Origin of the sequence: Streptomyces venezuelae (assembly GCF_008642335.1) — a bacterium.
In the GTDB taxonomy this organism is placed as follows: domain Bacteria; phylum Actinomycetota; class Actinomycetes; order Streptomycetales; family Streptomycetaceae; genus Streptomyces; species Streptomyces venezuelae_F.
This window is the reverse complement of the sequence record NZ_CP029191.1, coordinates 6213418-6240246: the sequence shown is the minus strand read 5'-3', so window position 1 is coordinate 6240246 and position 26829 is coordinate 6213418. Positions and strand designations below refer to the sequence as shown.

The following is a 26829-nucleotide window of genomic DNA, read 5'->3' as shown; positions in this document are numbered from 1 at the left end:
AGGGTCGAGGGGGCCACTGATCATGAGTGAGCAGTTCGTCGGTGCGGGCTGGACGTTTCCGCTGCGCATCAACGCCGGCGGCGGCATCGCGCTGGCCCGGCGCGAGCGCGAGATCGAGGAGTCGATCCGGCTCGTGCTCGCCACCGCGCCGGGCGAACGCCCGATGCGGCCCGAATTCGGCTGCGCCGTGCACGACATGGTGTTCGCGCCGGTCAACGAGGCGACGGCGGGGCGGATCCGGTACGAGGTGCGGTCCTCGCTCGACCGCTGGGAGCCGCGCATCGACGTCCTGGACGTCGAGGTCAGTCCGGCCCCCGACGACCCGTCCGTCCTGTTCATCGACGTGAGCTACACCGTGCGCGGCACCAACAATCCGCGCAGTCTCGTCTTCCCCTTCTACGTGATCCCGTCCACGGAATCAGAGAGCGGAGTCTGAAGTCCGATGGCCCTGCCCGCACCCCACCTCGACGACCGGCGCTTCCAGCAGTTCGTCGACGACGCCAAGCGCTACATCCAGCAGCGCTGCCCGGAGTGGACCGATCACAACGTCTCCGACCCGGGAGTCACCCTCGTCGAGGCCGTCGCGCACATGGCCGACCAGATCGTGTACCGGCTCAACCGCGTGCCGGAGAAGAACCACCTGGCCTTCCTCGACCTCCTCGGCGTCACCCTCTTCCCGCCGTCCGCGGCCCGCGCGGACGTCACGTTCTGGCTGTCCGCGCCGCAGCCCGAGCCGGTGGTCCTGCCCACCGGCACGGAGGTGGCGACCAGCCGCACGGAGACCGAGGAAGCGGTGGCCTTCGCCACCGAGGCGGATCTGACCGTGGTGCCCTGCGAGCTGTCGGCCGTACTGCGCCAGGAGGACGGCAGCACGCCGCAGGACTGCGGGCAGGACATCTTCGGCGGCCGTGACGTGGCGGTCTTCGCCGAGTCGCCGCGGCCGGGCGACACGCTGCTCTTCGGGCTCAGCGCGGCGGTGCCGCGGTGCGCGGCGGTGCTGCAGCTCGACAGCCGGGTGGACGGTGTGGGCGTCGACCCGCGGCAGCCGCCGCTGGTGTGGGAGGCGTGGACCGCGGACGGCTGGACCGAGTGCGAGGTGGACGAGGACTCCACGGGTGGCCTCAACCGGCCCGGCGACGTCGTGCTGCACATTCCGGCCGGGCACATCGTCTCGCGCATCGGGCGGCAGGACGCGGGCTGGGTGCGCTGCCGGGTCACCGAGGCGGCGAAGGGCCAGCCGTTCTACAGCGCGTCGCCGACCGTGCGGTCCGCCGCCGCGTTCACCATCGGCGGCACGACCGGTGTCGCGCACGCGGACGTCGTGCGCGACGAACTCCTCGGCGACTCCACGGGCGTGCCCGGACAGCGCGTCCGCCTCGCCCAGGCCCCGGTGGTCGCCGACCGGCCGCCGCTGATCCTCGAGGTCTCCGACGGCGAGGGTGCGGGCTGGGCCGAGTGGCAGGTCGTCGACGACTTCGCCTCGTCCGGACCGTACGACCCGCACATCACGCTGGACGCGGCGACCGGCGAGATCGCGTTCGGCCCCGCGGTGCGCGAACCGGACGGCTCCCTGCGGCAGTTCGGCGCCGTCCCCCAGAAGGGCGCGGCGATCCGCGCCACCCGCTACCGCACGGGCGGCGGCCGCACGGGCAACGTGGCCCGCGGCGCCATCCAGGTCCTGCGCAGCTCCATCCCGTACGTCGCCCGCGTGGAGAACCGCGAGGCGGCGCGCGGCGGCGTGGACGGCGAGACGGTCGAGGAGGCGAAGGTCCGCGCGCCGATCGCGCTGCGCGCGCAGGAGCGGGCGGTGACGGCGCGCGACTACGAGGAGCTGGCCCGGCGGGCCGCGCCCGAGACGGCGCGCATCCACTGCCTGGCCGCGGACTCCGCCAAGGCCGGGGAGAACGCGGTCCGGGTCCTCGTCGTGCCGCAGGCGGTGCCGGACCGGGGCGGGCGGCTCCGCTTCGAGCAGCTGGTGCCGGGTGAGGAACTCCTCTCCCGTGTCACCTCGTTCCTCGACGACCGCCGCCCCCTCGGCACGCGCCTCTCGGTCGGCCCGCCCTACTACCAGGGCGTCACCGTCGTCGCCACGCTCCACTCCTTCCGCGCCGCCCACGCCGAACGCGTCCGCTCCGAGGCGCTCGACGCCCTCTACGCCTACCTCGACCCGCTGACCGGCGGCGCCCACCGCGAGGGCTGGCCGTTCGGCCGCCCGCTGCGCGCGGGCGAGATCTTCGCCGCGCTGCAGCGGGTGCCGGGCGTGGAGCTCGTCGACGAGGTCCTGTTGCACCCCGCCGACCCCCTGACGGGCCGCAGGGGCGACGCCACGGACCGCATCGAACTGGCCCCCTCGGCCCTCCTGTTCCCCTTCGACCACCGCGTCCGCGTCATCGAGGCACGATGACGACCGACGAGAACCGCACGAACGACACCCCGGAGCCCGCCGCGGAGGCGGAGCGGGGTCCGAGGGCCGAGGGCGTTCCGGAAACGGCTCCCGCCCCCACGCCCGGTTTCGGCCCGGCGACCGACGCCCCGCACACCTCCGGGACGAACCCGTACGCGGACGCGGGCCCCGCACCCGCCCCGAACCCGTACGCCACGACTCCGCACCCCACCTCGGAGCCGAACCCGTACGCCACCACCCCGGGCCACGCCTCGGGGGCAAACCCGTACGCAACACCGGGCCACACCCCCGAGACAACCCCGGACACGAACCCGAGCCCCGCACCCGAAGCGAACCCCCACACCACCACCCCAAGCCGCACCCCGGAGACAAACCCGTACGCAACACCGGGCCACACCCCCGAGGCGACCCCGGGCCCCGGCCCCGCCCTCGAAGCGAAACCCGCCGCCAAGGCGAGCCGCATCCCTGCCAAGACGGAACCCGCGCCCAAGGCGTCCCGCGGCCCCGCCGAGAAGCGCCCCGCCGCGCAGGCGAAGAGCCGTGCCGGGCGCACCGAGTCCTCGGCCGAGAGCACTCCGGGGGACTCCGTCACCTTGGGCGGCGCGCGTGCTTCCTGGGTGAAGTCCGGGGTCACGAGCGCCCCCGCCTCCCAGGCGGGGCACGCGCCGGGTGCGGCCGGCGGGGGCGGCAGCGGCGGGGACGGCCCCGGGTCCGGTGACGGGTGGGACGGGAACGGCGGCGGTGACGGCCACGCGTCCAGGCGGGGGTCCCTGCCCGGACTCGGCTCCGCGCATCCCATCGGGGACCAGCTGCCCGCCGTCTTCGCCGACGACGACTTCATCCTGCGCTTCGTCTCCGGCCTGGACGTCGTCCTCGCCCCCGTCTTCGCCGTCCTGGACAGCCTGGAGGCGTACTTCACGCCGTCCCTGACGCCCGCGGACTTCCTCGACTGGCTGACGGACTGGGTCGGCACGGAGCTCGACGGCACCGAGCCGCTGGCCACCCGCCGCCACGCCGTCGCCTCCGCCGTCGACCTGCACCGCGTCCGCGGCACCCGCCGTGGCCTGTCCGCGGCCGTCGAACTCGCCTTCGGGGTCCGCCCGGAGATCGCCGAGAGCGGCGGCGCGTCCTGGTCCGCACGCCCGTTGGGCGCCTTCCCCGGTGCCCCGCACCCCGCCCTGCACGTCACCTTGCGCGTCCACGATCCCGCATCCGTGGACACGCACCGCCTGCGAGCCGTCGTCGCGGCGGCCCGCCCCGCACACCTCCCCTTCACGGCCGAGGTGACAGCCACGCCTTTCCCTGAAGGGACCTAGAGATGCCCGACGAGCCCGAGACGGACGCCATGCAGAACTCCCCCGCCAACACGACGCCGTGCCCCGAGTGCGGCACCCCGGCCCGCCAGCACGGCCAGTCCTTCTGCGACTCGTGCGGGGCTTTCCTCCGCTGGGACACCCCGGCCACCGCTCCGGCCGCGGACAGCTCTCCCGCGCCGCAGACCCCGGCCGACCCCCGGGTCGACCCCCGGACCGCTCCCCCCGCCGGGGCGGGGGCGGGCGCCGGTGCCGGATCGACCGACACCACCGTCCCGCTCCCCTCCACCGGCCCCGAGAACCGCCCCGAGAGCCGTCCCGCGGAGCCGTCGGCCGGACCACCGCGGCCCTCCGACACCGCCATCCGGTCCCTGCTCGTACCCGTGCCCGAGGGCTCCGAGCCCGTGGCGCCGGAGACGCCGGGCAGCGTGCTGCCGGGCAGGCCCGAGGCGGCACGGCCGCGCGTACGGCAGGCCGCCGTGCCCGCAGAGCCCGAGTCGGGCCCGCCGTGCCCGAGCTGCGGGACGCCCAACGCCCCCCGCCGCCACTTCTGCCGCAGCTGCGCGAGCCCGCTCAAGGACCACGGCGCCCCGGCCGCCGAGGGCCCGTACGCGGGACAGCGCCCCCGCCTCCACCGCGACCGCACCCGCTGGATCGCGCGGGCCGTGGGCATCGCGGCGGTCGTCGGCCTGGTCGTGGGCGGCATCTTCGGCGGGCCGCCGGCCGCGCGCGCCGTGCAGGACCACTTCGCCAAGCGGGTCCCCGTCCACCCCACCGACTACAGCGCCTCGCACGCCGCCCCCAAGCAGGCCGCCAAGCTCGCCTTCGACGGCTACAGCAACACCTGGTGGGGCACCGGTTACTCCGGCGACTCGGCGGGCCAGTGGATCCAGGCCGACTTCGGCCAGCCCACGGACCTGCTCAACCTCCTGATCACGCCGGGCACTTCGCCGCGCAGCGCGCAGGCCGCCGAGCAGGCGCGGCCGATGGAGTTCGACATCGTGGTCAACGACTCGGCGGGCAAGGAGCACGTGATGCACCGCCGCATCAACGACGGTGGCGTGCAGAAGCTCGACGTACGCGTACGGGACGCGGTGAACGCACGGCTCATCCTGCGTTCCGCGTACGGCACCGGCAAGAAGCGCCAGGTGGCCATCGCCGAGCTGGAGTTCTTCGGCCGCTCCACGGGCGGACAGTAGAAGGTCCGGGGCCGTCCTGGACGGCCCCGGACCTCACACCCTCACCCCGGGTCAGACCCGGTCGGCGGCGATCAGCACGTACTGGAACGAGCCGTCCCTGTACGAGTTGATGAACGCTTCCTCGATGCCGGTGACCAGCGACGACGTCGCCCGCAGCTCCCAGTAGGGCAGCGTCGCGTCCGTCAGGTCGACGATCGCCTGCGGTACGAGGCGGTTGTCGGCCATGGCCTTCAGGTACTCCCTGCGGGAGTGGATGTTGCACTCGAAGTGCGCGTTGATCTGGGAGACCCACTTCGAGGGCTGTCCGTACCGCGGGTTCCAGCAGCCGGTGATGGTCACATAGCGGCCGCCGGGCGCGAGGATGCGCGAGTGCTCGGCGAAGAGGTCGTCCAGATCGACGTACATGCTGGACTCGTTGTTCCACGAGGCCTTGGCCTGGCCCGTCTCGAACGGCGTGGCGAGCATGTTGCACACGCGGGCGTGGACGTAGTCCTCCACGCCGAGTTCACGGGCCCGCCGGTTGGCGAAGTCGGCCTGCTTGGCGGAGAGGGTGACCCCCTCGGCGCGGCAGCCGAACCGCTGGTGGGCCATGACCAACGAGCCGCCGCGCCCGCAGCCTGCGTCCACGACCGTGTCGTCGCGCCCGACGGGCCCGAGCTGGTCGAGGAGTACGTCGGTCTGCGCCGACTCCAGGCGGTGGAGCTCGGCGATCAGCCTCTTCTCGTACTCGCTGTCGGCCGCGTCCCCCAACGCGTCCTGGTCGACGTCCCCGACGCCGTAGTGGTGGTGGTAGAGCCCGTCGACGTCGCCGAGGCGCAGGTTCACCGGCCTGGCCTCCCCGTCCCAGTAGCGGGCGATGTCCCCTTGGTAGGGGGACGCCGGAGCAGGGATGGACAGGGACGTACCGTTGGCGAGTTCAGTGCTGGTCACAGTGGTGTCGGCTCCTCTTACCAGAAGTCGGGCAGGCTGTATCGGTAGGTGTTGGTCTGGTGCCAGTAGTGGTTGCCGTCGACCCACACGGCCACTCCCCGCAGGAAGCGCAGCACGCTCGGGACGGGGCAGGCCGCCGCGAGGGCGGCCGCTTCCGCCTCGAAGGCGTGCATCAGGTCGTTGTGGACCTCGACCCCCTTCAGGTAGGCGTCCCGTTCGGAGAGGCCCTCCCGTTCGGCGATCACTACGGGCAGGTTCAGGTGACGGCCGGGGCTGTCGAGTTCTTTGGTGTACGAGTACAGGTCGTTGACCACGGTGGTGGCGTTGCCCGCGAGGGCGATGACCCGCTGCATGGCGGGCAGGGCGTGGAGGTCGGCCGGCAGTTCGTAGCCACCGACGGTGTCGGTGATGGTGGGGCAGGGGCGGAAGTTGTTGAACTGGCGCATCGCCAGGTACTCCCACACCTCGGGCACGTGGTCCGTCTCGGACCACGCGGCCTCGGCGAGATAGCCCAGGTGGAGTCGGGCCATGTCGTGCCGGAAGCGGTCGGCCTGGGACGGCGAGGCGTGCTGCCGGAAGTACGCCATGGCGGAGCGGTACGCGCGGCGCGGTGCGTCCGCCGTGAGAGACTCCCGCCACGCTGGTTCGTACTCCTCCGTCGTGTGCAGGTCGTCGAGGGCCGTGTGGGCCAGCAGCAGACGGCTGCCGAGGCCGACGGGCGAGCCGCCGTGGTCCTCGCAGTAGCAGTCGTCGACCGCGTTCTCGGCGACCATGAGCCGGGTGGCGAGCATCAGGTGGTCGACGGTGGGGGCGTCGGGGTGGCAGGCGACCATGTAGCGCCCGACGGAGAAGCCGTCGAACTGGTCCTCCCACTCCGGCGGGAACGCCTGGACCTCGTCCACGGCCCACGCCTTGATCCGCCGGCTGACCTCGGCCACCCGCGCCGGATCGGGCTCCGGCACGGCATGGTGATAAAGCCCCGGAATCGGCGTCCCTTCGGCAGGTTCGACCGGGTCGACCGGGTCGACCGCCTCAACCGCTTCGGCGGGTTCCGCCGGGCTCGCCGGTTCCGGCAGCACGGCCGGTTGCGCCGGGCTCGCGGCCCGGACCGGCACCTCGCCCAGGTGCAGCCCCGCCGTGCCCAGCCCGCTCGGGCCGCGCAGAATCCTTTCGAGGGCGGGGTTCGGGTGCAGGGTGGGCAGCCCGGGATCGGGCATCCGTAGCTCCTTCATGTGATGACGGGCGGATCCACCGGGACAGCGGCCCTAGTCGCGCCTGCGGCCGATCTGCACGTTCTCCAGGACGCCGAGCGCGTCGGGCAGCAGGACGGCCGCCGAGTAGTACGCCGTGACCAGGTACGAGATGATCGCCTGCTCGCTCATGCCCATGAAGCGCACCGAGAGGCCCGGCTCGTACTCCTCGGGCAGCCCGGTCTGGTGCAGGCCGATCACGCCCTGGTTGTCCTCGCCCGTACGCATCGCGAGGATCGAGCTGGTGTTGTCCTCGGTGATGGGGATCTTGTTGCACGGCAGAATCGGTACGCCACGCCAGGCGGGAACCTGCTGGCCGCCGAGGTCGACGTTGTCCGGGTACACCCCGTAGGCGTTGAAGCCCCAGCCGATGGCCGCGATGGTCCTGGGGTGGGCCAGGAAGAACTTGGTGCCGCGCCGGCGGCAGAGCAGATCGTCGAGGTCGTCCGGCGTGGGCGTGCCGGAGTGGGGCTGGATGCGCTGCTTGAAGGCCGCGTTGTGGAGCAGGCCGAACTCACGGTTGTTGATCAGCTCGTGCTCCTGGCGCTCGCGCAGCGCCTCGACGGTGAGCCTCAGCTGTTCCTCGGTCTGGTTCATCGGGCCGTTGTAGAGGTCGGCGACCCGCGTGTGGACCCGGAGAACGGTCTGCGCGACGGAGAGTTCGTACTCCCTCGGGTGCGCTTCGTAGTCCACGAAGGAGCCCGGCAGCTTCGCCTCGCCGACGTGCCCCGACGACATCGCGATCTCGGCCTCGCCGTGCCGCGTCTGCCGCGGCACGGACCGCGACGCGAACTCCTCCAGGTGTGCGTGGAGGGTCGGCGCGGACGACCTGAGGGAGGCGAAGTCGGAGCGGGACAGGGTCAGCAGCGTGCCGGAGGTCTCGGCCGTGGCGGTGAAGTCCCACCGCGCGCCGTCGTCGAGGAGCGCGTCGTCGCCGAACCGGCCTCCGTCCGCAAGTACGGCGACGGCCACCTCGTCGCCGTACTTGCCGACGGAGGTCTGCTTGATCCGGCCGTGCGCGATCAGGTGGATGTGCTCGGCGGGGGCGCCGCGCTCGACCAGCACCTCACCCGCTCGGAAGTCGCGCTGCACGAACCGGTCGGCGATGGCCGACAGCACGTCGACGTCGTCGAAGCCGCGCAGCAGGGCCAGCTCGCCCAGCTCCCGCGGCACCACCCGGACGTCGGCACCGTCCTGCAGGAACTCGATGCACCCGTCGCCGACGGTGTAGGTCAGCCGCCGGTTCACCCGGTAGGTGCCGCCCTTGGTCTCCACCCATGGCAGCATCCGCAGCAGCCACCGTGAGGTGATCTCCTGCATCTGGGGGGCGGACTTGGTCGTGGTGGCGAGGTTGCGGGCGGCCTCGGTGCTCAGGCTGGTCCGCGGAGCGGGCTCCAGCCGCTCTGCCGGGCTGGTCTCAACGGTCATCGGGGCGAGCTCTCCTTTACGACGTGCGGAGACGTGCGAAGACATACGGAGACATACGGAGACATGCGGTGAGACGTGGGCGGATCCGGGAAAGCGCCCGGATCCGCTGGGAACGCTAACTGCCGTTTCGCCCAACTCGCCTGTATATGCCGCCCGGTTACCCCGATGCAGCGATCTTGCCGCCCGAAAGGTTTATTCAGCCTCACCACCGTGCACAGAAGTGGCCGCCGGGCACCGGAGGGGTGAGCCCGGCGGCCACGTCCAGAGGGCCGACCCGTCGCCTACGACAGCTGCGACTGCACCTGCGAGGAGATGATCTCCAGGTGGTCCAGGTCGGCCAGGTCCAGGCACTGGAGGTAGATGCGGCTCGCGCCGATCGCCTCGTACCGCCCGATCTTGTCCACCACTTCGGCCGGGGAACCCGCGAGCCCGTTCGCCTTGAGCTCGTCCACGTCGCGCCCGATCGCCGCCGCGCGCCGTGCGACCTCCGCGTCGTCCTTGCCGACGCACACCACCAGCGCGCTGGAGTACACCAGATCGCCGCCCTTGCGCCCGGCCTGCTCGGCGGCGGCGCGGACCCGGCCGAACTGCCGCTCGCTGTCCTCGACGGAGGCGAAGGGAATGTTGAACTCGTCGGCGAACTGCGCGGCGAGGCGCGGGGTGCGGGTCGCGCCGTGGCCGCCGATCAGGACCGGCACCTTCGCCTGCGCCGGCTTGGGCAGGGCCGGGGAGTCGGTGAGTTGATAGTGCTTGCCGTCGTGGCTGAAGGTCTGGCCGACCTCCGTGCCCCACAGGCCGGTGACGATCTCCAGCTGCTCCTCGAGGCGGGCGAACTTCTCCTTGGGGAACGGAATGCCGTACGCCTTGTGCTCGTCCTCGAACCAGCCCGCACCGAGTCCCAGTTCGACCCGGCCGCCCGACATCTGGTCGACCTGCGCCACCTGGATGGCGAGGACACCCGGCAGCCGGAACGTGCCGGCCGTCATCAGTGTGCCCAGCCGAATCCGCTTGGTCTCCCTGGCGAGCCCGGCGAGCGTGATCCATGCGTCCGTGGGGCCCGGCAGACCGTCGGAGGAGCCCATGCGGAGGTAATGGTCCGAGCGGAAGAAGGCGTCAAAACCCAGGTCCTCGGTGGCCTTGGCGACGGTGAGCAGGGTGTCGTAGGTGGCCCCTTGCTGGGGCTCGGTGAAGATTCGAAGATCCATGGATCCATCCTGCACGCTCGAACGCCCGTCAACCCCGCCGGTCCCGCCGTTCCCCCACCGACCCGGTCGGGTGAAAAACCGTCAACGGGGTGTCGGCGCGGGTCCGCGTCCAGTGACCCCGTCCGACGGGTGATCGTTGGCTCGGGCGGAGCCGGACCGCCCGGCACCCGCGCCGGCGGCCGCTGCCGGGGCGTCGCCCGCGTCAACTGCCCGTCCCCTTCGGGAGGGCGAGGGCCGAGGAGGCCGTCATGTCCCAGGAAGCCGTGCCCGATCAGGAGGCCGCGCCCGCTCAAGAGGCCGCGCACGACGCGTCCGTGCCCGCGCAGCAGCCACCCAAGGGTCTGCTGCAGCAGATGGAGGAGCTGATGGCCGCGCTCAACGCGGATCTGACCCAGCTCGACGCCGACCTGCAGCAGTCGACGGCACCGTCGGGCTCCGCCTCCGGCACTCTCGACCCGGACACCCGCCCCCAGGGCGAGGGCGAACCCCGACGCCTCTAGTCCCCCACTTCCTCCGCGGCCCCGCCCCTCGGCGGGGTCGGCCGGGGGGCCTGTCATGCCGGGCCCGCCGCCGAGTCCGGCTCCGGCAGGGCCTCCGCCCGCACCGCGAGTCTGCGCAGCATCTCCAGCACGCGGTCCCTGGACTCGTCCGCCGCGTCGATCGCTTCCATGCACTGCCAGTACACCCCCTCTTCCTCGGCCCCCATGGCGACACCGACGAGTGCGATGCCGACCTCCCCGAGGAGCCTGCCGAGCCCGAGCAGCACCTCGTGCGCGTCGCCTGTCCCCGTCAGCCGCGCCGCCCGTATGTCCTCCATTCCGAGGCGCGGGGCGTCGAGCACCCCGCAGGCTCTGCCGCCGACTTCGCTCAGGCCCAGCGCCTCGCTCCGTAACTCGGGAGGGCCCGCGACCGCGAGGTGGTTGCCGATCGCCTGCGCGAGCGCCTGCGACTGCCAGACCTCCACGACGATGTCCGCGGGATCCTGGCTGCGCGCCAGAGCACGGCGGTTCGCCTCGATGAGCCGCGTCGCGTTCATCCCGGCCCCTCCATCCCGCATCCCGCGCGCACTCACCGCACGCTTGCCCGAACTCCCCTGTCCACTACCCAGAGTGAGGCCCATCGGGGCGAAAAGCCAGGGCAGGGCGGAAATCTGTGGACACATAGTCGAGTTTGGACAAGCCATCCACTCCGGAGAGTGACGAAAATGCTGGATCCGGAGATCCACCGGCCGGCCACCGGGCAGCCACCGATGAGATTCAGGGCCCTTCGGGCACCGGCGGCACCGGAAAACGTGTCTCGTTCCGCTCGATCTTCGCCGCGAGCGCCGCCAGCGCGTCGATCCCCAGGACCTCGCAGAACTGCAGCAGATACGCGAGGACGTCGGCCACCTCGTCCGTCACGCGGGGCGCCGTGTCAGGGTCCCGCATCACCCGGGCCGACTCCTCCGGCGTCAACCACTGGAAGATCTCCACGAGTTCGGAGGCCTCCACGCTGAGCGCCGCGGCCAGGTTCTTGGGGGTGTGGTACCGCTCCCAGTCGCGTGCCGCCGCGAACTCGGCCAGCCTGCGCTGCAGTACCGCCACGTCAAGTCGTTCCGTCACGGCTCCAGGTCTACCACCGAGGCCCCGGCGTCCGCCGCCCAGGACGCGTCCCCCACCGCCCCCACCAGCCTGATGTGCCCGCGTCCGCAGGTGCGCGCCGCCAGTTCCCCGAGGGTCCGGGCCTGTCGTGCGTCGAGGCGCCGGTCCAGGCCGTCGGCGAGGATCGTCAGGCTCTGGTACGCCTGCGGCACCTCCGCCACCGGGTCGACGGCGAGCACTCCGGTGCCGGTCAGCAGGACCAGCGCCAGGGCCAGGTACCTCAACTCGCCGTCGCCGAGCCGCCCGAGCGGCGTGCGCACCCCGCCGCCCCGGTCGATGTAGGCGTGCACCGCGCCGTCCTCCACCTCTTCGGCGACGACGTCGGCGACCGGCCCCGCGCACCCGGACCGCACCGCGGAGACCAGCATGGCGTGGCGTACCGCGCACTCGGCACGGGTGCGCCACAGGACTTCGGCGAGGTTGTCGCAGCCGCCCAGGAGACGCCCGGAACCGATGAGTCCGGCGGGGACGGGGGCGCGCATGCGGCTGGGCCGCGGGTCGCACACGTACGCCGAGCGCAGCGCGACGACGACCTGTTCCGCCGCCGCGAGCACCAGGCGCTGCCCGTCGGTCTTGCCCGCGACGCGCAGCGGCACGAGCGCCGTGCCGAGCCGGTCGTCCGGCATGGGGGCGCGCGTCACGGGGGTCGCGCCCGCGGTGTGCCAGGCGGCCTGCACCACGCGCCGGCCCGGATCGCGCAGCGCGGTCTCCAGGAGCACGAGGTCACCTTGGGTCAGCCGCTCGCCCACGACGCGCAGTTCGGGTTCGGCCTGCACGGCGAGGTCGAGCCGGACGGGACCGGCGGGTCCGTCGACCGTGCAGCCGATGCGGAAGCCACGCCGCTGCTGCCCGTCGGCGCGGGCACGCTCGGGAACGCAGGCCACGGGGTCCGCGAAGACGTCGGGCAGTTCCGCCCCGGCGCAGAGCCGTGCCAGTGCCTCGTACGCACCCAGCGCGCTGGACTTCCCGCTGCCGCTCGGGCCGGTGAGCAGCGTCATCGGGCCGAGCGGGAGCACCGCGGCGCGGTGTCCTGCGAAGGCGGACAGACGCAGTTGGGTGACCTGCGGCCGATCCTGGGCCGCCGATGGCTCGGCGGCCGGCTTTCGGGAATGCACCGTCATGACCGGAAGGTAGGCGGCCGTGCGCACGGCGAACCGTTACGCCCAACCGACCTTCCTACGATCGGGGGATTCCCCCCGAAGATCCCCCGCGTGGCCCGCCGAACGGCTAGAGCCCCCGAACGGGTGGAGCCCCGCCCGGCCGTACCCTGTTCTCAGGGCTGCGAGACCGCGTCCACCAGGCCCTGTACCTCCGTGCCCGGCGGTGCGAGCAGGAAGACGTTCTTGTCGACCCGGTGCATCCCGCAGTTCAGCCCGAGGACGACGCCGCTGCTGAAGTCCAGGACGCGCTTGGCGACGTCCGTCTCGGCGCCGGTCAGATCCAGGAGGACCGGGATCTGTGCCATCACGGTCTCGGCGACCTCGCGGGCGTCCGCGAAGACGTTGACGCGCATCACGACGAAGCGGCGGCGCGTCTCGGTCTCCGCGTCGGGCAGCGCGCGGTGCCCCGGCCAGGAAGGCCATTCGTTGCGGCTGCGCAGCGGTACGACCTGGGCGAGCCCTTCCCACTGTTCGTCGGTGACGTCGTGGCGCTGACTGCTGCTCACTGATCCACCCCGTCCTGGCTCGCACTTGTTCTCTGCACCGGCCAATTCTTACGCCAAGTCACCCGTTCAGCCCAACAGCGACACGGATGGCTCCCCCGGCGCCGGAGTTCTTGCGGTCAGACCTGCGGTCGGCGCGCGCCCGCCCGGCCGAGCAGGTTGACCAGGCCTTCCGCGATGCCGCCGCGCCAACAGGCGTAGTCGTGACCGCCGTTGTACTCCCTGAGGGACACGAGGTCGCCGCGCGCGGCGAGCGTCTCGTACATGCACCGGCTGTGATCGACCATCGCGCCCTCGTGGAGTCCGACGTCGAGATGGACGCGGAGGGCCGGACGCGGCGTGTCGGTGGCGAAGCGCTCGGCGAGCCAGGGCGTTTCGTCTGCGGGCGCGAGTTTCGGTGTGCCGTGCGGCAGTCCGGGCCGCCACCACAGCGACGGTGACTGGGCGAGGACGGCGCCGAACCGGTCGGGCCTGCGCAGCGCCGCGTACAGGGCGGTGAGTCCGCCGAGGCTCTGGCCCGCGACGGCCGTGCGGGCCGAATGGAGTGTCAAGGTCAGGCGTTCGGCGGCCCAGAGCAGTGCCTCGTCGGCGAGGAACGTGACGTAGTCGTCGTGTGCGGTGAGGTCGTGCCAGCGGGTGAGCCGGTCGACGGCGTCGGGCGCGAGGACGACGGGTGGCGGTACGGCGCGGTCGGCGGCGAGGGCGTCCAGGGTGTCTTCGAGCGCGAGCCGTCCGAACCACATGTCGCCGTCGCAGAGGACGACGACGGGGCTGTCGGGCCGCGGGCCGCCCGGCGGCAGGTAGGTCCAGACGTCGCGTTCGGCGCCCAGCGCACCCGCGGGCAGCCGGTGGCGTTCGACGCGGCCTCGCGGGATACCGGCACGCCGCTCGGTCCACGGTTGCGCGGGCGCGTCGGGCAGCGCGAAGACGGAGCCGTCCGGCTGCCCCCAGCGGTCGCCGATCCGGCGCAAGTTGAGGGGGTCGTGGGCCGCGTGCGGGGCGAGGGCGCGGAGCCGGAGCTGACGGGCTTCGGGGCCGGCGGGGAGGTCGCCGGGCGTGAGGTCGGCGGCCAGGCGGTACGAGGCGCGGTGGTCGGCGCGGAGGCGGAGGGTGCGGTACCAGACGTCCGTGCCGGGCAGCGGGGCCAGGAGGGCGTCGGCGAGGTGCTCGCGGTCGTAGAGCCGGTTGGCGAGCAGCAGGACCTGGCGGGTGGCCCGGTGCCCGCGCCACAGGAACGTGACGGCGCGGTACTGGTGGTCGCCGTCGACGGGCTCGACGAGCGGGGTGCCGCCGCGCGCTTCGACGTCCTGCCAGAACGCGTCGAGGAGCGCGGGGAGCTCGCCCTCGTCGGCGGCGGAGGCGCGGCGGGCGAGGCCTTCGAGGGCGGGGCTGGGCGCGGCGGGGCCGTCGGCGGGCTCGGGGTCTCCCGCCTCCGGTACTCCCGGCTCGGGTTCTCTCAGCTCGGGTTCCCTCAGCTCGTGTTCCCTCAGCTCGTGTTCTCTCACCAGATCCATGAATTGGTTAGCTTAGCCTAAGCTAACCTGCCGCCTGCGGCGGCTCGCAGCGCTCGCTGCGCAACCGGCGATAGGGATGCGGCGCCGGGTCCCCAGTAGAGTGCGGCTGCGCAGTCCCTTCCCAAACCCCGAGGTCAGGTACCAGCAGTGACCCCCGCATCCCCTACAGGCATACCGGCCGTCGCCGTCGTCGGGATCGGGGCCGACGGCTGGGAAGGACTCCCCGCCGCCTCACGCGCCGCCCTCGCGGAAGCCGACGTCCTCATCGGCGGACCCCGCCAGCTGGAGCTGCTGCCCGCCGCGGAGTGCCCCGGCGAACGCGTCCCCTGGCCCTCCCCGCTCCGGCCCGCCGTGCCCGGCCTGCTCGCCGCCCACGCCGGACGCCGCGTCGCCGTCCTCGCCAGCGGCGACCCCATGTTCTACGGCATCGGACGCGCCCTCTCCGAAGAGGTCGGCGCCGCCGCGCTGCACGTGCTCCCGCACCCGTCCTCCGTCTCCCTCGCCTGCGCGCGCCTCGGCTGGCCCGTCGAGGACACCGAGGTCGTCACACTCGTCGGGCGCCCGGCAGCGCGGCTCGCCGCCGCGCTGCACGACGGGCGCCACGTCCTCGTGCTCAGCGCGAACGCCGACACGCCCGCCGAAGTCGCCGCCCTGCTGCGCGAGCACGGTTTCGGCCCGAGCCGGCTGTGCGTCCTCGCACAGCTCGGCGCCGAGGGCGAGTCCTCGTACGAAGGGATCGCCGACACCTGGTCGCACGCGCCCGGCGACGCGCTGAACGTCGTCGCCGTCGAGTGCCGCCGCTCCCCCGACGCACTGCGGCTCGGCGTCGTGCCTGGCCTGCCGGACGCCGCGTACGAGAGCGACGGACAGCTCACGAAGCGGTACGTACGCGCCGCCACGCTCGCCGCGCTCGCGCCCGCACCCGGCGAACTGCTCTGGGACGTCGGCGGCGGCTCCGGCTCGATCGCCGTGGAGTGGCTGCGGGCGCACCCGTCGTGCCGGGCCGTCACCATCGAGAAGAACCCCGTGCGCGCGGAACGGATCACCCGCAACGCCGACCGGCTCGGCGTGCCGGGCCTGCGCGTCGTCACCGGCGCCGCACCGGCCGCCCTCGCCGGACTCCCCACGCCCGACGCCGTGTTCATCGGCGGCGGCCTCACCGCGCCCGGCCTCCTCGACGCCGGGTGGGACGCGCTGCCGCCCGGCGGCCGCCTCGTCGCCAACACCGTCACGCTGGAGTCGGAGGCGCTGCTCACCGAGTGGTACCGGCGCCACGGCGGCGAGCTGGTGCGGCTCGCGGTCGCGCAGGCCGTCCCCGTGGGCGGCTTCACCGGCTGGCGGCAGGCGATGCCGGTCACCCAGTGGTCCGTCACCAAACCGCTCACCACTGCCCCCACCACGGCAGCGCCCATCACCGCCGCCACCGCGGCAGCGCCCACCACGGTCCCCGCCCAGGCACAGAGCAGCAGGCACAGAACAGCAGGAGTTGACGACAGATGACCGTGTACTTCATCGGCGCGGGACCCGGCGCCGCCGACCTGATCACGGTCCGCGGCGCGCGGCGGATCGCCTCCTGCCAGGTCTGCCTGTACGCGGGCAGCCTCGTGCCGCGCGAGCTGCTCGCCGAGTGCCCGGACGGCGCGCAGCTGGTGGACACCGCGCAGCTCAACCTCGACGAGATCACCGCCGAGCTGGTGCGCGCGCACGAGCAGGGCCTCGACGTGGCGCGGCTGCACTCGGGCGACCCGTCCGTGTTCAGCGCGGTCGCCGAGCAGATGCGGCGGCTCGACGCGGCCGGAGTGCCGTACGAAGTGGTGCCGGGCGTCCCCGCGTTCGCCGCGGCGGCGGCCGCGCTGAAGCGGGAGCTGACCGTCCCGACCGTCGGCCAGACCGTCATCCTCACGCGCATCGCGCAGCGCGCGACCGCCATGCCCGAAGGCGAGGACCTGGCGACGCTCGGCCGCAGCGGCGCGCTGCTCGTCCTCCACCTGGCCGCCGGATACGTCGACCGCGTGGTGGAGGAGCTCCTGCCGCACTACGGCGCCGAGTGCCCCGCCGCCGTGGTCGCCCTCGCCAGCCGCCCCGACGAGGTGATCCTGCGCGGCACGCTGGAGTCGATCGCCGGGCAGGTCAAGGAGGCGGGCATCGTACGGACCGCCGTCATCATGGTGGGCCGGACGCTGGGGGCCTCGCAGTTCCGCGACAGCCACCTGTACTCGGCGGACCGGGACCGTCACACCTGCTGACGGCGCGGCCCACCAGGAGCGGCGAGGGGCCCTCACTTGAGGGCGCTGCGCCCCACCACGTTCCCCGCCCGGTCGATGCAGATGACGTCGACCATCACCGGGGCGCCCCGCAGCACCCCGAGCGCCTCGTCGCGCGCCGTCTCGGCGACCAGGTCGCCGAGCGGCACCCCGGCCGCCGCGCACGACTGGAGCGCGGCCAGACCCGTGTTGGCGTCCGCGACCTGCGCGGCAAGATCCTCGGACGCGCCGCCCCGGCGGGCGAGGACGGCCAGGAAGCCCTTGTCGACCTGGGAGCGGGCCGAGTGCAGGTCGAGGTGGCCCGCGGCCAGCTTGGAGAGTTTCGCGAAGCCGCCGCAGATGGTGAGGCGGTCGACGGGATGCCGGCGCACGTACTTGAGGACGGCGCCCGCGAAGTCCCCCATGTCGAGCAGCGCGTCCTCCGGCAGCCCGTACTCGGCGACGACCGTCTTCTCCGACGTCGACCCCGTGCACCCGGCGACGTGCGTGCGCCCCGCCGCGCGCGCCACGTCCACGCCCCGCCGGATCGAGTCGATCCACGCCGAGCAGGAGTAGGGCACGACGATGCCGGTCGTGCCGAGGATGGACAGGCCGCCGAGGATGCCGAGGCGCGGGTTCCAGGTGGAGCGGGCGATCTCCTCGCCGTGGTCGACGGAGAGAGTGATCTCCACGTCGGGTGTCGTCCCGGCGCGGACAGCGACCTCCGTCACGTGGTCCCGCATCATCTGCCGCGGTACGGGGTTGACCGCGGGTTCACCGACGTCCAGGGGCAGCCCGGGCCGGGTGACGGTACCGACACCCGGGCCCGCCTTGAAGACGACGCCCGCACCGGTGTGCAGCCGCCGCACCGTCGACCGTACGAGGGCGCCGTGGGTGACGTCCGGGTCGTCACCCGCGTCCTTCACGATGCCCGCCATGGCGTGGGAGACGCCCAGTTCCTCGGCGGCGAGGGCGAACGCGGGCGTCTGGCCCTTGGGCAGCGTGATGGTCACCGGGTCGGGGAAGTCGCCGGTGAGCAGCGCCGTGTACGCGGCCGTCGTGGCGGCCGTCGCACAGGCGCCGGTCGTCCAGCCGGACCGCAGACCGGTGTGCTTGAGTTGGGCGCTGCGCCCGCCCGTGGCCTTAGCTGCCTCACTCATGAAGGAAACCGAACTCCGTGCACGTACTGATTCTGGGGGGAACGACCGAGGGCCGCCGTCTGGCGGAGCTCCTCGCGGCCGAGGCGGACGACGCGGGGGACTCGGGCCACGCGGGGGGCTCGGGCGACGCGGGGATGCGGGTGACCAGCTCCCTCGCGGGGCGGGTCGCCTCGCCCCGGCTGCCGCCGGGCGAGGTGCGCGTCGGCGGTTTCGGCGGCGCCGAGGGCCTTGCGGCATGGCTGCGGCAGCACCACGTGGACGCGCTCATCGACGCCACCCATCCTTTCGCCGGGACGATCTCGTTCAACGCGGCGAAGGCCGCCGCCGGTGCCCATGTTCCCCTGCTCGCCCTGCGCCGCCCCGGCTGGGTCGCGTCGGAGGGGGACGACTGGCACGAGGTCGGTTCCCTGGAGGAGGCGGCTCGGGTGCTGCCTGCCCTCGGCGAGCGGGTATTCCTGACCACCGGGCGGATGGGGCTGGCCGCGTTCGCGGGCCCCGAGCTGGGCGCTCACTGGTTTCTCGTACGTTCCGTCGACGCGCCCGAGCCGCCGTTCCCCGCGCGCATGGAGGTACTCCTCGACCGGGGTCCGTTCACGCTCGACGGCGAGCGGGAGATCCTGCGCGCCCACGGGGTCGACGTCGTGGTGACGAAGGACAGCGGGGGTTCCGCGACCGCGCCGAAGCTTGTCGCTGCGCGCGAGGCGGGGGTGCCGGTGGTGGTCGTCCGGCGCCCCGCCGGTCCGGAGGGGGTCACCGCCGTCGCGACGCCGGAGGAGGCGGCTGCCTGGGCGCGGACGCTGCGCGGCCAGGTGCGGGTGCGTCGTGGCTGGTCGCGCAGTTCCCCGAGCCCCTGACGGGGCGCGGACCCGTGCTTCCAGGGGCGCGGGGCTCTGACACGTGCGGCTCCGCCGCGGGGCGCGAGCAACCACACCGCACCCGCAGACGGCACACACGAGGGCTACCCCTCCGGGTACCTCCGTGGTGTCCAGACGATCTGGTCCTCGCCCCCGCGCCGCCGCGTGACCCGCGTCTGGGAGGAGCCGACGATCAGGAGCGTCCGCATGTCGACCTCCGCGGGGTCGAGGTCCCCGAGGCGTACGATCCGCACGCTCTCCTCGGGACCGCCGACGTCCCGGCCGAGGACGACCGGCGTATCCGGCGTCCGATGCGCGAGGAGGAGTTCCCGCGCCTTGCCCACCTGCCAGGTGCGACTCCGCGAGCCGGGGTTGTAGAGCGCGAGGACCAGATCCGCCGCGGCCGCCGCGGCGAGCCGCTCCGCGATGACCTCCCACGGCTTGAGCCGGTCCGACAGGGAGATCGTGGCGTAGTCGTGCCCGAGCGGCGCCCCCGCGCGGGCGGCCGCGGCGTTGGCGGCGGTCACCCCGGGGAGCACACGGACGGGGACGTCGGCGAACTGGTCCTGCGAGGCGACCTCCAGGACCGCCGTGGCCATCGCGAAGACGCCGGGATCGCCGCCCGACACGACGGCGACGCGCCGCCCGCGCTTCGCGAGCTCCAGGGCGAACTCGGCGCGTTCGGACTCCACCCGGTTGTCGGAACCGTGCCGCCGCTGTCCGGGCCGGTGCGGTACACGGTCGACGTACGTCGTGTAGCCGACCAGGTCGTCCGCGGCGGCGAGCGCGCCGCGCGTCTCGGGCGTCAGCCAGAGCGGGCCCGCGGGCCCCGTGCCGACGACCACGACCTCACCGCGCTCACGGGACTCTTCGGCGGACCGGGGCGCGGGGCCTCCGGTGAGCGGCGCGACCCGGCTCGGCAGCACCGCCACGGAGAAGTACGGCACCGACTCCGGGTCCACCTCGGCGAGGCTCCCGGTGCGCTCGCCCTTCATGGTGGCCCGCTCGACGTACCGCGCCTCGTCGAGCCGGCCCGCGCGCTCCAGGGCGCCGCGCACCTTCCCGAACGTACGGCCGAGCTTCATGACGACCGCGGAGTCCGTCGCCGCGAGGCGCGCGGCGAGCTCCTCCTCGGGGAGCGTGCCGGGCAGGATCGTCAGTACTTCCTCCGCCTCGACGAGGGGCTCGCCGAGCCGGGCGGCCGCGGCGCTCACCGAGGTGACGCCGGGGATGACCTCGGTCGGGTAGCGGTGCGCGAGGCGCTTGTGCATGTGCTGATAGGAGCCGTAGAAAAGCGGGTCCCCCTCGGCGAGGACGGCGACGGTACGGCCCGCGTCGAGGTGGGCGGCGAGGCGGGCGGCGGCTTCTTCGTAGAAGTCGTCGAGGGCGCCGCGGTAGCCGCCGGGGTGGTCGGTGCTCTCCGTGGTGACGGGGTAGACCAGCGCTTCCTCGATGTGGTCGGCGCGGAGGTGCGCGGCCGCGATCGAGCGGGCGATGGAGCGGCCGTGCCGTGCGGAGTGGTACGCGACCACATCGGCGGCGGCGATGACCTCCACGGCGCGCACGGTCATCAGCGACGGATCGCCGGGCCCGAGCCCGACGCCGTAGAGCCGCCCCGTGGGGCGCTGCCCGGTGGGCGATTCCTGTTCGGTGGGCGAGTCCTGTTCGGTGGGCGAGTTCCGCTCGTTGGGCGAGCTCTGTTCGATGGGCATCGGCACGCCGCTCATTCCGCTTCGCTCGCAATCGCGTTGATCGCCGCCGCGGCCATCGCGCTACCGCCGCGACGGCCCCGTACGACCAGGTACTCCAGGCCGGAGTCGTGCTCGGCGAGCGCGTCCTTGGACTCGGCCGCGCCGACGAAGCCGACGGGGATGCCGAGGACGGCGGCCGGGCGGGGCGCGCCTTCCTCGATCATCTCCAGGAGGCGGAAGAGGGCGGTGGGCGCGTTGCCGATGGCGACGACGGAGCCTTCGAGGCGGTCGCGCCAGAGTTCGAGGGCGGCGGCGCTGCGGGTGGTGCCCATGCGCTGCGCGAGGTCCGGCACGGACGGGTCGGCGAGGGTGCAGATCACGTCGTTGTCGGCGGGCAGCCGCTTGCGCGTGACGCCGCTCGCCACCATGTTGGCGTCGCAGAGGATCGGCGCGCCGTCGCGCAGCGCCTTGCGTGCGTCGGCGATCACGCGCGGGCTGTACGAGAGGTCGCGCACGAGGTCGACCATCCCGCAGGCGTGGATCATCCGGACCGCGACCTGGCTGACGTCGGCGGGCAGGCCTTGGAGGTCCGCCTCCGCGCGGATGGTGGCAAAGGACTCGCGGTAGATCGCCGCGCCGTCCTTCTCGTAGTCGAACACTGTGCTCTCGCTCATCTCGTGGCCGTTGGTTTCGTGGTGGTACGTGCCGTGGTGACCGTCTCGGTCAGGGTGTCGCCCGTGACGGGGATAGTGGAGCCGCCGGTGTGCAGCGTCACTTCGTAGGTGCCGTCCCCGGTGGCGAGGACGTCGACCCAGTCGCCGTGCGGGTGCCCGCACCGCCGTTCGCAGCCGGACCAGTGGACGGGCAGCGAGCCGTGGCCGGGCGCGGCGTCCGCGCGGACGTCGGCGAGGGACTTGGCGCACCCGGGGCGACCGGTGCAGGCGCCGACGCCGAGCCAGGGCGAGTCGGGGTCGGCGAGGAGCCCGGCGCGGTCCAGAGCGGTCAGCCGCTCCCGGGCGGCCCCCTCGTCTCCGAAGCCGGGAATCACGAGGCCGCGCCACGGGGTGACGCGGAGCTCGTCCGTCGGAAGCGGAAGCAGGGCCCGCCATTGGGCAACGGTGACGCGCCCCAGCGGGGCGTATACGGAGACAGCGCGCCCGATGACACCAGGTGGCGGGCCACCCGGACTCGCGGTCCCCGGCCGCCCCGACCACCCCGCGACGGCTCCGCCATCGGACGACCCCCCACCCGAACCACCGGGCGCCGCCCGATCCCCCGACCCACCGAACGCCACCGAACCCCCAGACGCCGCCGAGCCGCCCGAAACCGCCGAGCCCCCCGACGCCACCAGATCACCAGGCGCCACCGAACCATCGGACGCCACCAGACCACCCGACACCGCCGGACCACCCGCGCCACCGGACACCGCCGAGCCGCCCGGCACCGCCGAGCCCCCGGAAGCCACCAGGTCACCGGGCACCGCCGAACCATCGCACGCCACCGCACCCCCGGACGCCACCAGACCACCCGACACCGCCGGACCACCCGCGCCACCGGACACCGCCGAGCCCCCAGACGCCACCAGACCACCCGACACCGCCGGACCACCCGGCACCGCCGGACCACCCGAGCCCCCGCCCCCTGCCCCGAGCCGCACCGCACCGACCCCCGCCTCCTCAAGCGCCCCGCCCAAGTCGACGGTCTGCCCGGCCGGGAGTTCGGCCACACGCCAAGCCCCGTTCCCCGCGGCGCTCGCCGCCGCGAGGAACGCCTTCGCCGCGGCGAGCGCCGCCCGCGGGGCGTCGGCTCCGGCGATCCGGAACGACACGCTCCGCACCCCGACCACCGCCGTCCCGCCCGATTCTGCGATCAAGGTCACATCGCCGCCGAGTCCCGCCACGTCTCCCCGACCGTCGTCGAGGGCGAACAGGAAGCGGCCGGAAAGTCGGGGCGTCCAGTCCTCCGCGCAGAGGAGTCCGTCCAGGTCACGGGCCCACAACTGGACGTCGGCGTGGCCGATTCCGTCCGTTCCCGCGAGGGGGGACGCCACCACGTTCCGGACGCGTTCGTGCCGCTCGGAGGGGAGCAGGCCCGCGTCCGCGAGCAGCGCGGAGAGTTCGCCGCCGCACGCGTCGCCGAGGCCGCGCAGCTCGACGTTGCCGCGTGAGGTGATGCTGAGGTTGCCGTCGGCCAAACCCTCCGCGGCGACACCCAACACCTCCACCTGACGAGCAGTCAGAAGCCCGCCCGGCAGGCGGAGTCGGGCCAGGAGGCCGTCGTCGGCGCGGTGCAGGCGGAGGGCTCCGGGGCAGGCGTCGCCCCGGTCGCGTATGAGGGATTCGCCCTTGTTTGGGGAGGATGCTGGGGTGGGCGGCATGGCGGCGAGCATACCCACGCGGATCCGGCCGGTCGCCTTCCGATCCGGACCGTCCGGGCAGGTGCCCGCACCGCGGAGCGCGGGCAGGACTTACTATGCAGGCGGCGGACCGCCAGGTCCGTCGACGCCAGCGACGGCGTGGGTCCACCAGGACCCGAGGGAGGAAGCCCGGTGCGAATCCGGCGCGGTCCCGCCACTGTGAGCCCCACCCACGTGGGGTGAGCCAGGAACTCCTGCCGTCCATACGACCACCCGGGGCGCGGACACCCCGAGGAAGGCCTGCGCCCGCATGCTTCTGCTGTTGTCGACCTCCGACACCGACCTGCTCAGCGCCCGCGCGGCGGGAGGCCCGGTCGACTACCGGTTCGCCAACCCGTCCCGCCTCGACCTCGCGGAGCTGCCCGCCCTGCTCGACGGCGTCGACCTCGTCGTCGTACGCCTCCTCGGCGGCGTCCGCGCCTGGCAGGACGGCCTCGACCAGCTCATCGCGACCGGCCTCCCCGTGGTCGTGCTCACCGGTGAACAGGCACCCGACGCCCAGCTCATGGCCTCCTCGACCGTGCCCGTCGGCATCGCCGCCGAGGCGCACGCCTACCTGGCGCACGGCGGCCCCGCGAACCTGGAGCAGCTGGCCCGCTTCCTCTCGGACACCGTGCTGCTCACCGGCCACGGCTTCGAGCCGCCCGCGGCCGCCCCCTCGTGGGGCCCGCTGGAGCGCACGGCCCGCGCCGACGGCGCCGAAGGCACTGACAGCCCGACGGTCGCGGTGCTCTACTACCGCGCCCACCACATGAGCGGCAACACCGCGTTCGTGGACGCGCTGTGCGGCGCGATCGAGGACGCGGGCGCCAGGGCCCTGCCGCTGTACGTCGCCTCGCTGCGCGCCCCCGAACCCGAGCTCATCGAGGCGCTGGGCGTCGCCGACACCATCGTGACCACGGTCCTCGCGGCCGGCGGCACCAAGCCCGCCGAGGCCTCCGCCGGCGGCGACGACGAGTCGTGGGACGCGGGCGCGCTGACCGGCCTCGACGTGCCGATCCTCCAGGCGCTCTGCCTGACCGGGTCGCGCTCGGCCTGGGAGGAGAACGACGAGGGCGTCTCGCCGCTGGACGCCGCGAGCCAGATCGCGGTGCCGGAGTTCGACGGCCGCCTGATCACCGTCCCGTTCTCCTTCAAGGAGATCGACGAGGACGGCCTTCCCGCGTACGTCGCCGACGCCGAGCGCGCGGCCCGCGTCGCCGGAATCGCCGTACGCCACGCACGCCTCAAGTACATCCCGGCCGCCGACAAGCGCCTCGCCCTGGTGCTCTCCGCGTACCCGACGAAGCACTCCCGCATCGGCAACGCGGTCGGCCTCGACACCCCGGCGTCCGCCGTGGAGCTGCTGCGCAGGCTGCGCGCCGAGGGGTACGACTTCGGCCCCGAGGCCGACATTCCCGGGCTGGTCTCCGGCGACGGCGACGAGCTGATCCGCGCGCTCATCGACGCGGGCGGCCACGACCAGGACTGGCTCACCGAGGAGCAGCTCGCCGCCAACCCGGTGCGCATCCCGGCCGCCGACTACAAGCGGTGGTACGCGACGCTGCCGCAGGAGCTGCGCGACTCCGTCGAGGAGCACTGGGGGCCGCCGCCCGGAGAGATGTTCCTCGACCGGTCCCGCGTGGGCCGGGGCGGCGACCCGGAGGGCGACATCGTGCTCGCGGCGCTGCGCCGCGGGAACCTGCTCATCCTCATCCAGCCGCCGCGCGGCTTCGGCGAGAACCCCATCGCGATCTACCACGACCCCGACCTGCCGCCGTCGCACCACTACTTGGCGGCGTACCGGTGGATCGCGGCGCCCGCCGCCGACAACGGCTTCGGCGCGGACGCGATGATCCACCTCGGCAAGCACGGCAACCTGGAGTGGCTGCCCGGCAAGAACGCGGGCCTCTCCGCGGCCTGCGGGCCCGACGCCGCGCTCGGCGACCTGCCGCTGATCTATCCGTTCCTGGTCAACGACCCGGGCGAGGGCACGCAGGCCAAGCGCCGCGTCCACGCCACGCTCATCGACCACCTGGTGCCGCCGATGGCGCGCGCCGACTCCTACGGCGACATCGCGCGCCTGGAGCAGCTCCTCGACGAGTACGCGCAGATCAGCTCCATGGACCCGGCGAAGCTCCCGGCGATCCGCGCGCAGATCTGGACGCTCATCCAGGCCGCGAAGCTGGACCACGACCTGGGCCTCGAACAGCGCCCGGACGACGACGGCTTCGACGACTTCCTGCTGCACGTCGACGGCTGGCTCTGCGAGATCAAGGACATGCAGATCCGTGACGGTCTGCACGTCCTCGGCAACCCGCCGGCCGGCGCCGACCGCGTCAACCTCGTCCTCGCGGTGCTGCGCGCCCGCCAGATCTGGGGCGGCACGACCGCGCTGCCGGGTCTGCGCGAGGCGCTGGGCCTCGACGAGTCGGCGGCCACGCGCGTGACGGCCGACGAGGCCGAGGACAAGGCACGCGCGCTGGTCCAGGCGATGGACGACGCGGACTGGGACCCGGCGGCCGCGGTCTCCGTCGCCGGGGACCACGGCGAACAGGTCGCCGCCATCCTGGAGTTCGCGGCCCGCGAGGTCGTGCCGCGCCTCGCGGCGACCACCGCCGAGCTCGACCACGCCGTGCACGCCCTGAACGGCGGCTTCGTCCCGGCGGGCCCGTCCGGATCGCCGCTGCGCGGTCTGGTCAACGTCCTGCCGACCGGCCGCAACTTCTACTCGGTCGACCCGAAGGCCGTCCCCTCCCGCCTCGCGTGGGAGACGGGCCAGGCGCTGGCCGACTCGCTGGTGGAGCGGTACAAGCAGGACAACGACGGTGAGCACCCGACCTCCGTGGGCCTGTCCCTGTGGGGCACGAGCGCGATGCGCACCGCGGGCGACGACGTCGCCGAGGCGATGGCGCTGCTCGGCGTCCGCCCGGTCTGGGACGACGCGTCGCGCCGCGTGACGGGCCTGGAGGCCGTTCCGTACGAGGAGCTGGGCCGCCCGCGCATCGACGTGACGCTGCGCATCTCGGGCTTCTTCCGCGACGCGTTCCCGCACACGATCGGGCTGCTCGACGACGCGGTGCGGCTCGCCGCCTCCCTGGACGAGCCCGCCGACCGCAACTACGTCCGCGCCCACGCCCAGGCCGACCTCGCCGAGCACGGCGACGAGCGCCGGGCCACCACCCGCATCTTCGGGTCGCGCCCGGGCACGTACGGCGCGGGTCTGCTCCAGCTCATCGACTCCCGCGACTGGCGCACCGACGCGGACCTCGCCGAGGTCTACACGGTGTGGGGCGGTTACGCCTACGGGCGCGGCCTCGAAGGGCGCCCGGCCCGCGCCGAGATGGAGACCGCGTACAAGCGCATCGCGGTGGCCGCGAAGAACACGGACACCCGCGAGCACGACATCGCGGACTCGGACGACTACTTCCAGTACCACGGCGGCATGGTGGCGACCGTGCGCGCGCTGCGGGGCACCGCCCCGGAGGCGTACATCGGCGACTCGACCCGCCCCGAGACGGTCCGCACGCGCACGCTGGTCGAGGAGACCAGCCGCGTCTTCCGCGCCCGCGTGGTCAACCCGAAGTGGATCGAGGCGATGCGCCGCCACGGCTACAAGGGCGCCTTCGAACTCGCCGCCACGGTGGACTACCTGTTCGGGTACGACGCCACGACGGGCGTCGTCGCCGACTGGATGTACGACAAGCTCACCGAGACGTACGTCCTGGACCCGACGAACCGTCAGTTCCTCCAGGAGAACAACCCCTGGGCGCTGCACGGCATCGCGGAGCGCCTCCTGGAGGCGGAGTCGCGCGGCATGTGGGCGAAGCCGGACCCGGCGGTGCTCGAAGCGCTGCGACAGGCCTACCTGGAGACCGAGGGCAACCTGGAGGACGGCGGCGACGAGGGCTGAGCCCCCGTCACCAGCGTTCCTCCGCAG

Annotated in this window: 21 protein-coding genes, 1 pseudogene and 1 riboswitch; of the genes and pseudogenes, 9 read left to right on the top strand and 13 right to left on the bottom strand. The window is 73.5% G+C overall.

All coding sequences use genetic code 11. The annotated features are described in order from the left end of the window. Positions 1-22 precede the first annotated feature (22 nt). The 4 genes from DEJ49_RS28135 (at position 23) to DEJ49_RS28120 (ending at position 4916) form a co-directional block, all read left to right on the top strand. Complete coding sequence (locus DEJ49_RS28135) at positions 23-436, top strand: GPW/gp25 family protein (protein ID WP_150173253.1); 414 nt, start codon at positions 23-25, stop codon at positions 434-436. A 6-nt stretch (positions 437-442) separates the two neighbouring features. Then, entirely contained in the window at positions 443-2404 is a 1962-nt protein-coding gene (locus DEJ49_RS28130) for a putative baseplate assembly protein (RefSeq protein WP_150186692.1), read from the top strand. A gap of 770 nt (positions 2405-3174) precedes the next feature. Continuing rightward, positions 3175-3720, top strand: a complete 546-nt coding sequence (locus tag DEJ49_RS36535) for a phage tail protein (RefSeq protein WP_150188515.1) — start codon at positions 3175-3177, stop codon at positions 3718-3720. A gap of 2 nt (positions 3721-3722) precedes the next feature. After that, entirely contained in the window at positions 3723-4916 is a 1194-nt protein-coding gene (locus DEJ49_RS28120) for a discoidin domain-containing protein (RefSeq protein WP_223833020.1), read from the top strand. A 51-nt stretch (positions 4917-4967) separates the two neighbouring features. Here the strand turns inward: DEJ49_RS28120 and DEJ49_RS28115 are convergent, their stop codons facing one another. The 4 genes and pseudogenes from DEJ49_RS28115 to DEJ49_RS28100 all read right to left on the bottom strand — a co-directional run bounded on the left by DEJ49_RS28115 (position 4968) and on the right by DEJ49_RS28100 (position 9729). Beyond that, entirely contained in the window at positions 4968-5846 is an 879-nt protein-coding gene (locus tag DEJ49_RS28115) for a geranyl diphosphate 2-C-methyltransferase (RefSeq protein ID WP_150186691.1), read from the bottom strand. A gap of 17 nt (positions 5847-5863) precedes the next feature. Beyond that, a pseudogene (locus DEJ49_RS28110) lies at positions 5864-7021 on the bottom strand (family 2 encapsulin nanocompartment cargo protein terpene cyclase); the annotation flags it as partial. 90 nt (positions 7022-7111) lie between these two features. Then, positions 7112-8524: a family 2B encapsulin nanocompartment shell protein gene (locus DEJ49_RS28105; RefSeq protein WP_150186690.1), complete on the bottom strand. Its 1413-nt coding sequence runs from the start codon at positions 8522-8524 to the stop codon at positions 7112-7114. A 281-nt stretch (positions 8525-8805) separates the two neighbouring features. Continuing rightward, complete coding sequence (locus tag DEJ49_RS28100; RefSeq protein WP_150186689.1) at positions 8806-9729, bottom strand: LLM class F420-dependent oxidoreductase; 924 nt, start codon at positions 9727-9729, stop codon at positions 8806-8808. Positions 9730-9977: 248 nt separating this feature from the next. On the opposite strand from DEJ49_RS28100, the gene DEJ49_RS28095 reads away from it, so the two are divergent. Then, positions 9978-10229, top strand: a complete 252-nt coding sequence (locus DEJ49_RS28095; protein ID WP_150186688.1) for a hypothetical protein — start codon at positions 9978-9980, stop codon at positions 10227-10229. A gap of 53 nt (positions 10230-10282) precedes the next feature. Here DEJ49_RS28095 and DEJ49_RS28090 read toward each other — a convergent pair whose 3' ends face one another. The 5 genes from DEJ49_RS28090 to fes form a co-directional block, all read right to left on the bottom strand. Continuing rightward, positions 10283-10765: a DUF6099 family protein gene (locus DEJ49_RS28090; RefSeq protein ID WP_150186687.1), complete on the bottom strand. Its 483-nt coding sequence runs from the start codon at positions 10763-10765 to the stop codon at positions 10283-10285. Between the two features lie 220 nt (positions 10766-10985). Further along, a complete protein-coding gene (locus tag DEJ49_RS28085) occupies positions 10986-11330 on the bottom strand; it encodes a nucleotide pyrophosphohydrolase (protein WP_150186686.1) in 345 nt (114 codons plus the stop codon). Beyond that, entirely contained in the window at positions 11327-12490 is a 1164-nt protein-coding gene (locus tag DEJ49_RS28080) for an AAA family ATPase (protein ID WP_150186685.1), read from the bottom strand. Before DEJ49_RS28080 ends, DEJ49_RS28085 begins: the two co-directional genes overlap by 4 nt. 152 nt (positions 12491-12642) lie before the next feature. Then, the gene (locus tag DEJ49_RS28075; RefSeq protein WP_150186684.1) at positions 12643-13035 is read right to left on the bottom strand and encodes a cell division protein SepF; all 393 of its coding nucleotides are present in this window, start codon (positions 13033-13035) and stop codon (positions 12643-12645) included. A gap of 116 nt (positions 13036-13151) precedes the next feature. Then, entirely contained in the window at positions 13152-14546 is a 1395-nt protein-coding gene (fes, locus tag DEJ49_RS28070; protein WP_150186683.1) for an enterochelin esterase, read from the bottom strand. 147 nt (positions 14547-14693) lie between these two features. On the opposite strand from fes, the gene cbiE reads away from it, so the two are divergent. Together cbiE and cobM are read left to right on the top strand one after the other, a co-directional pair. Beyond that, positions 14694-16046, top strand: a complete 1353-nt coding sequence (gene cbiE, locus DEJ49_RS28065) for a precorrin-6y C5,15-methyltransferase (decarboxylating) subunit CbiE (protein ID WP_150186682.1) — start codon at positions 14694-14696, stop codon at positions 16044-16046. Beyond that, positions 16043-16792, top strand: a complete 750-nt coding sequence (gene cobM / locus DEJ49_RS28060; RefSeq protein ID WP_150186681.1) for a precorrin-4 C(11)-methyltransferase — start codon at positions 16043-16045, stop codon at positions 16790-16792. The genes cbiE and cobM overlap by 4 nt, the downstream gene beginning before the upstream one ends. 32 nt (positions 16793-16824) lie before the next feature. Here cobM and DEJ49_RS28055 read toward each other — a convergent pair whose 3' ends face one another. Next, on the bottom strand, positions 16825-17949 hold the full coding sequence (locus DEJ49_RS28055; protein WP_150186680.1) for a cobalt-precorrin-5B (C(1))-methyltransferase: 1125 nt from the start codon (positions 17947-17949) through the stop codon (positions 16825-16827). 17 nt (positions 17950-17966) lie between these two features. Between DEJ49_RS28055 and DEJ49_RS28050 the strand changes: the two genes are divergently transcribed. Beyond that, the gene (locus tag DEJ49_RS28050) at positions 17967-18803 is read left to right on the top strand and encodes a cobalt-precorrin-6A reductase (protein WP_150186679.1); all 837 of its coding nucleotides are present in this window, start codon (positions 17967-17969) and stop codon (positions 18801-18803) included. A gap of 104 nt (positions 18804-18907) precedes the next feature. On the opposite strand, the gene DEJ49_RS28045 is transcribed toward DEJ49_RS28050, so the two are convergent. From DEJ49_RS28045 to DEJ49_RS28035, 3 genes are read right to left on the bottom strand one after another with little or no spacing between them, the layout of a single operon-like run. Beyond that, entirely contained in the window at positions 18908-20515 is a 1608-nt protein-coding gene (locus DEJ49_RS28045) for a precorrin-2 C(20)-methyltransferase (RefSeq protein WP_150186678.1), read from the bottom strand. Positions 20516-20526: 11 nt separating this feature from the next. Continuing rightward, positions 20527-21168 (bottom strand): precorrin-8X methylmutase, encoded by a 642-nt coding sequence (locus DEJ49_RS28040; protein WP_150186677.1) that lies wholly within the window; start codon positions 21166-21168, stop codon positions 20527-20529. Further along, complete coding sequence (locus DEJ49_RS28035) at positions 21165-22871, bottom strand: cobalamin biosynthesis protein CobG (RefSeq protein WP_223833019.1); 1707 nt, start codon at positions 22869-22871, stop codon at positions 21165-21167. The genes DEJ49_RS28040 and DEJ49_RS28035 overlap by 4 nt, the downstream gene beginning before the upstream one ends. Positions 22872-22988: 117 nt before the next feature. Next, a riboswitch (cobalamin riboswitch) is annotated at positions 22989-23127 on the top strand. Between the two features lie 33 nt (positions 23128-23160). On the opposite strand from DEJ49_RS28035, the gene cobN reads away from it, so the two are divergent. Then, complete coding sequence (gene cobN, locus DEJ49_RS28030) at positions 23161-26802, top strand: cobaltochelatase subunit CobN (protein ID WP_150186676.1); 3642 nt, start codon at positions 23161-23163, stop codon at positions 26800-26802. Positions 26803-26829: the final 27 nt, after the last annotated feature.

Excerpts from the sequence above, each read along its gene's own strand:
- DEJ49_RS28135 (WP_150173253.1), top strand. The coding sequence starts at position 23 with ATGAGTGAGCAGTTCGTCGGTGCGGGCTGGACGTTTCCGCTGCGCATC.
- DEJ49_RS28130 (WP_150186692.1), top strand. The coding sequence starts at position 443 with ATGGCCCTGCCCGCACCCCACCTCGACGACCGGCGCTTCCAGCAGTTC.
- DEJ49_RS28120 (WP_223833020.1), top strand. The coding sequence starts at position 3,723 with ATGCCCGACGAGCCCGAGACGGACGCCATGCAGAACTCCCCCGCCAAC.
- DEJ49_RS28105 (WP_150186690.1), bottom strand. The coding sequence starts at position 8,524 with ATGACCGTTGAGACCAGCCCGGCAGAGCGGCTGGAGCCCGCTCCGCGG.
- DEJ49_RS28100 (WP_150186689.1), bottom strand. The coding sequence starts at position 9,729 with ATGGATCTTCGAATCTTCACCGAGCCCCAGCAAGGGGCCACCTACGAC.
- DEJ49_RS28095 (WP_150186688.1), top strand. The coding sequence starts at position 9,978 with ATGTCCCAGGAAGCCGTGCCCGATCAGGAGGCCGCGCCCGCTCAAGAG.
- DEJ49_RS28090 (WP_150186687.1), bottom strand. The coding sequence starts at position 10,765 with ATGAACGCGACGCGGCTCATCGAGGCGAACCGCCGTGCTCTGGCGCGC.
- DEJ49_RS28080 (WP_150186685.1), bottom strand. The coding sequence starts at position 12,490 with ATGACGGTGCATTCCCGAAAGCCGGCCGCCGAGCCATCGGCGGCCCAG.
- fes (WP_150186683.1), bottom strand. The coding sequence starts at position 14,546 with ATGGATCTGGTGAGAGAACACGAGCTGAGGGAACACGAGCTGAGGGAA.
- cobM (WP_150186681.1), top strand. The coding sequence starts at position 16,043 with ATGACCGTGTACTTCATCGGCGCGGGACCCGGCGCCGCCGACCTGATC.
- DEJ49_RS28055 (WP_150186680.1), bottom strand. The coding sequence starts at position 17,949 with ATGAGTGAGGCAGCTAAGGCCACGGGCGGGCGCAGCGCCCAACTCAAG.
- DEJ49_RS28045 (WP_150186678.1), bottom strand. The coding sequence starts at position 20,515 with ATGCCCATCGAACAGAGCTCGCCCAACGAGCGGAACTCGCCCACCGAA.
- DEJ49_RS28040 (WP_150186677.1), bottom strand. The coding sequence starts at position 21,168 with ATGAGCGAGAGCACAGTGTTCGACTACGAGAAGGACGGCGCGGCGATC.
- DEJ49_RS28035 (WP_223833019.1), bottom strand. The coding sequence starts at position 22,871 with ATGCCGCCCACCCCAGCATCCTCCCCAAACAAGGGCGAATCCCTCATA.
- cobN (WP_150186676.1), top strand. The coding sequence starts at position 23,161 with ATGCTTCTGCTGTTGTCGACCTCCGACACCGACCTGCTCAGCGCCCGC.